4 protein-coding genes are annotated in these 8,177 nt (G+C 50.6%); all 4 read right to left on the reverse strand.

The annotated features are described in order from the left end of the window. Nucleotides 1–8: 8 nt before the first annotated feature. Nucleotides 9–1,316 carry an O-antigen ligase family protein gene (locus GX364_05610; protein NLI70319.1) on the reverse strand — a complete coding sequence of 436 codons (1,308 nt, stop codon included), beginning with the start codon at nucleotides 1,314–1,316 and terminating at the stop codon, nucleotides 9–11. 87 nt (nucleotides 1,317–1,403) lie between these two features. Beyond that, the gene (locus GX364_05615) at nucleotides 1,404–3,263 is read right to left on the reverse strand and encodes a polysaccharide biosynthesis protein (protein NLI70320.1); all 1,860 of its coding nucleotides are present in this window, start codon (nucleotides 3,261–3,263) and stop codon (nucleotides 1,404–1,406) included. 170 nt (nucleotides 3,264–3,433) lie between these two features. Then, nucleotides 3,434–4,864, reverse strand: coding sequence for a UDP-N-acetylmuramate--L-alanine ligase (locus GX364_05620; protein ID NLI70321.1), 1,431 nt, complete (start codon nucleotides 4,862–4,864; stop codon nucleotides 3,434–3,436). A 1,932-nt stretch (nucleotides 4,865–6,796) separates the two neighbouring features. Then, on the reverse strand, nucleotides 6,797–8,177 hold a 1,381-nt coding region (locus GX364_05625), incomplete at its 5' end, for a hypothetical protein (GenBank protein NLI70322.1).

Consider the following 8,177-nt stretch of genomic DNA (forward strand, 5'->3'; position numbering starts at 1 on the left):
GATTTTTGTCAATTTTGATCGGGTATCTTTTCTACAATTACGGTGCCTTTTCCTTCTTTTAGTCGAAGGTAGCAGTTGGCAATCAGAAAACCTGAAAACCATATCCAGCGGCTGTCAACGGTATCACCACTGACCTGGGCCACCAGAAAACTGAAAATCAGCAACGCGGCAAGGAGATGGATCTGTTCTTTTTCCCCGGCTGAACTCCGTGAACAGAGACGAAGGGCTTTGAACCAGTTTCCGGCAATGCTGGCCAGCAACAGGGCCAGAAGGAGAAGGCCAAGCATACCGTTCTCGGCGTAGAGTTCCAGAAATATATTATGCGGGTAACGGGCATGTGCTTCCGGAACATGATGGGCAAACGAACCTGTCCCCCACCCGATCCAGGGGCTGGCAGCCCCCAGTTCCAGGGAACGTTCCGCACAATAAAATCGGTCCGAAGCCTGGGTACGGAGATCTTCCCAGGCAGGCAGGTAACGATTCTGCACGTCAAGCCCGAAAACAAGAAATGACAGGACGAGGATCAGTGCCAGCAGGACAGCCACATTGGCCACCAGGTGCTGCCGCCTGACGATGATGCGTAACAGCATGTAGACAAGCAATGCCCCGACCAACCCCAGAAATGAGCCCCGGGAACCCGAAAGATAGGTCGCTGCCCCCAGAACGGCCAGCACCGGGCAAAGCAGAAAACGTACGAGCCATGACGGGGTTTTTATGGCATAGTACAATGCAGCCAGAAACGCAACGGAGGTAAAACGGGAAAACACATTGGGCCCGCCACCTATGGCCGCAAGGCGGCCCCAGACGATCGATTCACCGGCTGCAAACGCGGCAGCAATTTCGGGAAGAAGCGGGAACACGGCGGCGGCAGTCAGTAGCAGGGCGACAACAAGCAATGTTTTCAGAAGAATATCCACATCTTCGTCTTTCAGGCGCAGTATCAGCGCCGACCAGGTGATGGCATAAATAAGGAAATATACGGTCTTCTCCAGGCCGTATTCCGGAGCTGCAGACCAGGATACGCTGATCAGAAAGAGGCCCCCCAGAAGGAGAAGCGCTATCTGAAAAAATCTTGTTCCAGGTGCAAAAATATTTCCTGTTTTTCTCTTTCCCCCGGCAGTGAACCGCTCGAAGAGATGGCGATAGATGATCGCAAACCAGGCACAAACGGTGACAAGCAACGTGGCATCGAGCCATTCAGGGCACTGTGGCCACAAAATGGTGAAACCCCGGTAACGCCCGGCCATCACGAGCAGGGCGGCAAATATCCCCGGATTCAAGAGATTGTAGGTGATGCGGAAAAATTTTCTCATCATGGCCTCCCACGGTGTTGCAAGGCAGATCCGGGCAATCGGGAACCAATCCCCCCCCCCATCAAGGGCTATCTGGCAATCCCCCCCCTGTTATTTGCCGGAGACGGCCTTTTTGCCAATATTGTTGATTTCCCTGATCAGGAAGCCCGGTTCCGTCTTGAGTATGTCACTCAAGAGGCGCAGTTCTTTCTGCAGTTCTTCCATGCTGCGAAAACTGTTGCCGGTGAGATAGATCCGTTCGTGCATCGTCTTCTTCAGTTCAACGTCTTCATGATAAAGCTCTTCAAATATTTTCTCCCCGGGACGCGGCGATGTGATCAATATATCGATGTCCCGGTAGGGTTCGAGCCCCGAAAGGCGGATCACGTCCTCGGCCAGATTGATGATTTTTATGGGTTCGCCCATGTCCAGAAGGAACACCTCGCCCCCATCGCCCATCGAACCGGCGTGCAGGACCAGCTGGACCGCCTCCGATATGGTCATGAAATAGCGGGCCATGTCCCGATGGGTAACCGTGATCGGCAATCCGGCTGAAATCTGTTCCTGAAAAAGGGGCAGTACACTGCCGCTGCTGCCCAGGACGTTGCCAAAACGAACCGCACAATAATGGGTTTTGCTGTTCTGGGACCAGTATTGCATGATCATCTCGGCCACCCTTTTGGTCGCACCCATCACCCCCGCCGGATTGACCGCCTTGTCCGTGGATATGAGGACAAAACGTGAACAGCGATGGAGGTCCGCCGCCTCCGCCAGGATGCGGGTGCCAAAAATATTATTCTCGATTGCTTCCTCGATATTGTCTTCCATCAGCGGCACATGTTTGTGGGCTGCCGCATGAAATACAACATGGGGAGAAAAACGTGCAAAGGCCGACTCCACCCGGGCGCGGTTGCGAATATCAGCCACAACCGGCTGGATTTCAACCGCGGGATATCTGTATTCGAGTTCACGATTGATCTCGTAGACGGCATTCTCATTGTGATCCAGAACGACGATCATCGAAGGTTTCTGGTTGGCCACCTGTCGGCAGAGTTCCGCACCGATGCTTCCACCCCCACCGGTAATCAGGACTGTCTTTCCCGTTATATAAGCGGAAACGTTGTCCATTTCCGTGATAACAGGTTCGCGCCCCAGGAGATCCTCGATACGGATATCGCGCAACCTGCTCAGGCTCATCTCCCCGTTTATCAGCTCATGCAGGAAAGGCATGGTTTTCACCGTCACCCCCCCTGTCCTGCATACGGAAGTGATCTCCCTGAGTATGTTGCGCGGTGCCGAGGGCATGGTAATGGTTACTTCATCGATGCGACCGGCATTGACCATACTGTAAAGCCTCTTTTTTCCCCCCAGAACTTTCAGCCCGCAGATGCGCAGCCCCCACTTTGAAGGATCGTCGTCTATGAATCCAAGAGGATAGAAATCAAGCGCTTTCTTCTTGCGCTGCAGTTCCCGTGCAACCATCGCCCCGGCATTTCCCGCCCCGTAAAACACCACCTTCCTGGAGCGTTGGGGAAAGTTCTCGGACAGGCCGGCCGCACCATCCTGCCGCAAGCGGTAAAAAAGGCGAACGGCCACGGTGCCGGCAACTATCAACAACCAGGAGATGATGTAGACACTGCGCGGGTAGGGTTGTCCAATAAAGAAAGTAAGTAAAATACCCGCCGTTGAACCGAATACAGAGGCAAACGCCAGGCGCATGTACTCTTTCAGTGTCGCATATCTCCACAGGTTGTTGTAGACCCTGAAGATGATCATGGCCACAATATGAACACCTGTATAGAAGAAGATCGTTTGCCAGTAGGCACGGAAGTAAGCCAGCGGTATCTCCCCGTCAAAACGAAGATAGAAGGCCGCATAAGCGGCCGCACTTATGATGGCAGCATCGACAAGAATCAATAAAAGATGTTTCAGGATGAAATTCAGCCTGGAGGAAAAACGCTTCGATTTCACGTCAAAATTACCTTTTCCTTTGCATTGATTTTTGCCACTTGCAAGAACATGTTCGCATCCGGGGCGCCTTGATATTGTCTATGCCCCATCTTGCAACCCCACCGGCCAAACCTTGATTTCTACACCGTGATTTGAAACCCTTTTTTCCGGTTTCGCGTTTTACCCCGAATTCATTCCGAAAGTTTTTCCCGGACCATGTGGCCGGCTTTCCAGATATCACCGGCACCCATGGTGATAACCATATCACCGGTAGAAGCCTTTCCTGCTGCCAGCATCGCCAACACTCCCATGTCGGGGTTGTATATCACCGGCTTGCCCGTTCGTTTCCTGATCATTTCAGCCAGCACTTCGGAAGAAATGCCGTCCACGGGTTTTTCGCCGGCGGGATAGATCCGATGCAGAAAGATCAGGTCGGCTTCAGCGAAGGCACGGGCATACTGGTCCAGAAAATAAGCGGTCCGGGAGTAACGATGGGGTTGAAAGATACAGATAATTTTCTGCCGCCCGCTGTGGCGCGCCGCTTGCAGCGTGGCCTTTATTTCCGTGGGATGGTGAGCATAATCATCAACAAGGGTAACCCCGGACACCTCGCCGACAATCTCGAAACGTCGGTCAGCGCCGGTAAAACCGTACAATGATTCCACGCTTTCTCGTAAATCGACCCCCAGTTCGGCAGCTGCGGCAATAGCTCCGAGCGCATTGATCACGTTGTGGCGACCGGGCACACTCAGGCTGACCCTGGCCAGCAGCTTTCCTGCCCGATAAACAGAAAAATCTGCCCCCAACTTGCCGTAGGAAACGTCCCGGGCCAGATAATCAAATGGATACGGCTCCTCGCCGATGCGGCTGCCACGGTTTCCTTCGGCACATCTGCCATCGCCGTCAATTCCGTAAGTAACGGCACGGCAGGGGATAATTTTCAATTTTTCCCTGAGGAGGGGATCTTCGCCGCAAACGATGGCACAGCCATCCGGATCGATATTGGAAAGAAAGCGTCCATAGGCACGAATCAGGTTGCTGAAATCCCCGCCGTAATTTTCCAGATGATCGGCTTCGATATTGGTGATGATTATCATCTTGGGATGATAACGCAAGAAAGAGTTGTCACTTTCGCATGCCTCCGCAACCAGATAGTGACTTTTCCCGAGGCGTGCATTGCCATCAAAATAATTTACCTCACCGCCGATAACCACGGTGGGATCCAGCCCACCCCTTTCAAGCAGCAGCGCCAGCATCGAGGTGGTTGTGGTTTTGCCATGTGTTCCGGCCACTGTAATGCCATAGCTGTTGTTGACCAATGCCGCCAGAAGGTCCGCTCGATGCCAGATTGGCAACTGGCGCGCCCTGGCTTCCAGCAATTCGGGATTATCGGCTGGGATAGCCGTCGAGTAAACCACCAGATCACAATTTTCGATGTTGTCGGCTTCATGATGAAAAATGATTTCGGCTCCCTTGTCTTTCAGCCGGTCGGTAAGGCGGGACGATTTCAGATCGGAACCACTCACTTCATAGCCCATCTGCAACAGAATCATGGCCAGGGCACTCATCCCGTACCCCCCGATCCCGATGAAATGAACACGCTTCACATTACCCGGTAACATCATGACCATTCCTTCTCTTAGAAAATAGCCAAAACGCAAAACGCAGCAAACAATATATTATATACTGGAACTATCAAAACGGTGCAAAATGGTGGCCGTATTTCATGCCACACCTGAACAAACAGACGCAACAAGAAAATTTTGTGCCGACAAATAAACCTTCACACCGGGGTAAAATGACTCTCACTTGTATTTTCCCTAAGAATCGTTTTCATTATCTCATTAATACAGTTATTATGAAAAGTTTTTATGTAAATTTAATAATAGTTTAACAATTGACACCCCCTGTCATTCAAAGGTTTAGGGCATTACTCTATTATGGTAATCCACAATATCCACAAGCTTATCCACAGGGAGAGGCCGATTTTTAGCCCCTTTGCAGGACTTATCCACAAAATACACAACATGACTACATAATTATTTGTTATTTTATATTAATCCCTTCCACTTTTTGAAAGGGGATAAAAAGGGAGGTAAATCTATTCATTTCCGGGGTGTCGGTACCTTCTGAGTGACGGGTAGGCTTCTCACCTTCTCCGAAATTTTCGGGGTCAACCGGGGGATTCTTCGGTAGCGGCAAAAAACGCCTCTCCCTCAGAATAACAGGTAGTGCGTTCAGTTTATGCCGATAGTAAGATGTGTACGAAAAGGGGATTCTTCGGTCGCCTGCGGCTACCTCTGAATGAGAGGTAACTCGGAATGGGAAAAAAGGGAACCAGTTTATGGCGGGTGGAGCATTTTTACTCCGGTGGGTTAGAAACATGCTTTTACGTTGTCATTCAGAGCAAGCGGTGTTTTGCACTACACAAGCGCCCTTTTCCGGCCATTAATGATTGCAGGAATGCTGGCCCCTGGTTGGTACGAATAGCGCAGCGTGGAATCTCGGGCAATAGGGAAGCGTTGTGCAGGGCTGTGGCGGTGCTGATGCCGCAATGCCTTGCTCCAGCCGTCAGGGCTTCTACGGTGTCATTCAGAGCAAGCGGTGTTTTGTGCTACACGGGCATTGTGTTCCGGGTAAACGATTGCATGAATGCTGGCCCTGGCTGGTAAGCATAGCGCAGCGTGGAATCTCGGGCATAAGGGAAACATTATGATTTAAGAATGCGATGCTGCTGTCGCAACACTCTGCTCCAGCCGTCAGGAGACAGTTGTGTAGTTATTGCAATGGTGATTTGTAAGAGAAAGTGAGTGGTCAAGATTTCCCGTAGCAGCAAAAAACGCCTCTCCCTCATAATGACAGGGAGTGCGTTCGTTTATACCGATAATAAGATGTGTACGAAAAGGGGATTCTTCGGTCGCCTGCGGCTACCTCCCCTCCTGTCATTCCGAGCAAGCGTTCTTTAACAAAAACACTAACATAAAGCAATAGAGAAAAATGACGTGGAAATGATAACACCGGAGTGATAGAATAGCGCCGCGAGGAATCCTGGGCGAAGCGAACAGAGCAATAGAATCGGTATGCCTTACAACGGCGATTCTGATGCCGCAATGCCTTGCTCCAGCCGTCAGGGCTTCTACGGTGTCATTGCTATGGAAGTAAATGAACTCCAGCATAAATATGCACCCGGAAGAAATAATTTCCGTTTATCGTGGTGCGGGTAACGCGTGGAAATTCAGAGCAAGCGGTGACTTGTAAGAGAAAGTAAGTGGTCAAGATTCCTCGTCGCGGCAAAATCAGCCGCTCTCTCGGAATGACACAATACCAGGAAAGGTGCTGTGCTTGATGATGGCGACGGTGATATCACAGTGGTTGAGGGCACGCTGGCATCAAAAATTGTACCAGAAAAAGGGGCATCGCTCCTTCTGCATAGCAGTCGGAGAAATGCCCCCGATCATCTGTGTATTCAATCACGATCTTCACTGTCTGTTATTCTACTGCAGCGGTGTTCAGTTTGGCCAACAACTCATTTGAAGCTGGCAATACCCCGGGCTCTACAATTCAATTAACTGCCGCTGAATAGTATTCTCGCTATCCGTATAGACAGCATAGAAGTCTCCCCCGGTATAGACGACTGTCACCCTGCTGTTTGAGAAAACCGGTATGTCTTCATCAAATGAGACTTCAACGCCATTGCAATAGATCTGCAGGTTCCCGCCGTCTACGCCGCCTACAACAATATTGCCGTCGGCAGCCGCTATGGAATGCACCTCTGAAGCCCCTGTAAGGTCTTCGATATTGTCAAAACTGACATTCCCTCCACTTTCAACGATTTCTGCTATTTTGACAACATCGTTATCCATGAAAAGAGCCACTATCCTGTTCTCTTCGTCGTCGTAAGCAAGGTCATAGATATCACTATTGGCTGACACAGAAAAACTTCCCCCTCCTCCTTCAGAGGTGGTTGCAGTTGTGGCAACTATAGCATAAGTGTTGTACCGATCCCTTCCATACCGATTCCAGTAGTTGTAAAAAGATAGTATGCAGTAATTGTTCTGGCTGTCCACGGTTATAAAAGAACCTTTTTTATAGTAATGGGCATCTTGACCGGTTTCGGAACCATAATTTTCTACATAACTCTTGTAACCACGGTAAACCAGGGTGTTTTCAAATGTTCCACCGCTATTTGTTGCATACATGATGTCGTCTTCTTCATACGGATCCTTATCGCTGCCCATTGTATCAGTGTAGGTGATATGTGCATTACCTTCACTATCCACCGCTATGTCCGGTTTGGAACATTCTCCTGTTTTGCCAAAATCATTGCTCACGATCTGTTCTTCTTCCGTCCAGTCGCTTCCGTCGTACATCCTGTAACCAATGGCATCTTTGCCATTGGTAGCCTTGGTTACATATACCACATGAGGATTACCGTCGCTGTCTATGGCCAACCTGCCCTGGGTGCCACCTTCACTGATCAAAGCCTCGCTTCCCCACTTGCCATCCGAGCCTATTGAATTGTAGTAGAGATCATTTCCTCTTTTGTACAATACACCGGTTTTATCAGAGAAGCCGACCGAATGAACCAGCAAACCTTCAGTAAACACGTCAACATCATCCAGACGATCCTGCAACGCATCTTTTGTATCGCCATCGGGGAGCTCGTCTATCAATCCCTGAGCTACACCGACATCAGCAGCATTTCTGCTGTCTTCTGCCGCTTTGACCGCATCGAGCGCGGCTACAAATCCCTCGGCAGTCACCAGATCCGCAAGGTTGACGATATCTCCTTCTTCCGCACCAAGAGGCAGGGCAGCTTCAACCAGGCCTCTGGCCGCAGCAATATCTGCCGCCGCATCTTCAATGGCGTCGATGCCCTCATCGGTCAGGTCGGGCAGAGCATCGATGGCGTCGATGGCGGCGTCAATGGCCATG

This window comes from Bacillota bacterium, from assembly GCA_012518215.1.
GTDB lineage: Bacteria > Bacillota > Dethiobacteria > DTU022 > PWGO01 > JAAYSV01.